General features: G+C 65.0%; 3 protein-coding genes and 1 pseudogene. All 4 read left to right on the top strand.

All coding sequences use genetic code 11. From position 1 onward, the window contains the following. Nucleotides 1–240: carbohydrate kinase family protein (locus MOV75_RS36685; protein ID WP_247007824.1), on the top strand; the 240-nt coding region annotated here is incomplete at its 5' end. A 58-nt stretch (nt 241–298) separates the two neighbouring features. Next, nucleotides 299–1018 carry a sulfite exporter TauE/SafE family protein gene (locus MOV75_RS36680; protein ID WP_247007823.1) on the top strand — a complete coding sequence of 240 codons (720 nt, stop codon included), beginning with the start codon at nt 299–301 and terminating at the stop codon, nt 1016–1018. Between the two features lie 54 nt (nt 1019–1072). Further along, nucleotides 1073–1468, top strand: a complete 396-nt coding sequence (locus MOV75_RS36675) for a hypothetical protein (RefSeq protein WP_246924689.1) — start codon at nt 1073–1075, stop codon at nt 1466–1468. 70 nt (nt 1469–1538) lie between these two features. Continuing rightward, nucleotides 1539–1802: pseudogene (locus MOV75_RS36670) on the top strand (DNA repair protein RadA); the annotation flags it as partial.

Genomic DNA, 1802 nt, shown 5'->3' with positions numbered 1-1802 from the left:
CGCCGTGATCCCACCGACACCGACGGGACCCGCCAGCGCGCCCCCGCTCCGCGCATCACGCCGGTGGATACGACCGGCGCCGGCGATACCTTTGTCGGCGCGTTTGCGGCCATGCTCGGCGAAGGCATGTCGCTGCAACGCGCGCTCGAGGTGAGCTGCGAAGCCGCCGCATTGAAATGCCTCAAAGCCGGCGCCCAGACCGGCATGCCTATGCGCAGTGCGATAGGTTCCCTCGCCTAGCACGGATCGCCCACATCGCTGGTCACGGCTAAACTCTCCCGATTCGTGGAGACTGCCCTTGGCCTTCCTCTTCGTCCTCACCGTCGGCCTCATCGCCGGCACCATCTCAGGCATCGTCGGCACGGGATCGTCGATCATGCTGATGCCGGTGCTGGTCTATGCCTATGGGCCGAAGGAGGCCGTGCCGATCATGGCGGTGGCCTCCGTCATGGCGAATTTTTCACGCATCCTGGCCTGGTGGCGCGAGGTCGACTGGCGAGCTTGCGCGGCCTATTCGGTGACGGGCATTCCGGCCGCAGCGCTCGGCGCGCGCACGCTGCTGGCGCTGCCCTCGCGTGCCGTCGATCTCGCCATCGGCCTTTTCCTGATCGCGATGGTGCCAGTGCGGCACTTCCTGGCGCGGCACGACCTCAAAGCCAATCTCTGGCACCTCGCCATCGGCGGCGCAATCATCGGCTATCTCACCGGCATCGTGGTCTCGACCGGCCCGCTCAGCGTGCCGCTATTCCTGTTCTATGGGCTCAGCAAGGGCGCCTTCCTCGCCACCGAAGCGGCCTCGTCGTTGGGGCTTTATCTCAGCAAGTCGGTGACGTTCGAACGCTTCGGGGCGCTGACTGCCGATGTCGCCCTGAAGGGATTGATCGCGGGTTCGTCTCTGATGGTTGGCGCCTTCGTCGCCAAGCGCTTCGTGCTGCACCTGAAGCCGGAGATGTTTCGCCTGCTGATGGACGGCATCATGCTGGCGGCCGGCTTGACGATGCTGTTGAACGCATTCTGACTGCCCCCTCCGAGACATACCGCCGAGCAAAGGACCCGCATGCGCAACGTTCCCATGATCGCCGCCGCCGGAATCGTCCTCTTCGCAACATCGCCAGTGTTCGCCGCGGAGCCGTTCGACGGCTTGTGGGCGTCGACGAAAAAGGATTGCCGGGACAATGACGGCCCGGACAGCAAGACGATGATCGACCTGGACAACGTGATCAAGGGCAAGCCGGCCCCGCTGGTCGATCGCTACGAAAACCACTGCCGCATCGACCGCAAGACGCCGGCCGGTAACGGCCTCGTGCTGTCCGCCACCTGCTTCGAGTTCTGGGACGATTACACCAAGGGCGTGAACGGCAGTAAGGTCACGATCAAGCTGGCGCCGGGCGCGAACGGCACGATCAAGATCGACGGGAAGTCCTACCTGCTTTGCAAGCGCAAGGACGAGTTGCAGAAAGCGCGGTAGCGAGGAACGCTTCGCACCCCCATCTCCGATCGTGCTAAGCACCTGCACAGGGCAACGACTCAACACATCCATGGCCAAGAACACCCTCTCCTTCGTCTGCCAGAACTGCGGCGCGGCCTATAACCGCTGGCAGGGCAAGTGCGAGTCCTGCGGCGAGTGGAATACGCTTGCCGAGGAGGACACCAGCGGCAGCGTGCCGGTGTCGATCCGCTCCAAGCGCAAGGGGCGAACGTTCGCGCTGGAGAGCCTCGCCGGAAAGAGCCCGGACGCGCCGCGCCTGTCCTCGGGAATGAGCGAGCTCGACCGCGTCACCGGCGGCGGCTTCGTCCGCGGC

The organism is Bradyrhizobium sp. PRIMUS42, from assembly GCF_023006515.1.
Taxonomy (GTDB): domain Bacteria; phylum Pseudomonadota; class Alphaproteobacteria; order Rhizobiales; family Xanthobacteraceae; genus Bradyrhizobium.
The sequence above is the reverse complement of the archived record's forward strand: the minus strand, read 5'-3'. Positions and strand labels throughout refer to the sequence as shown.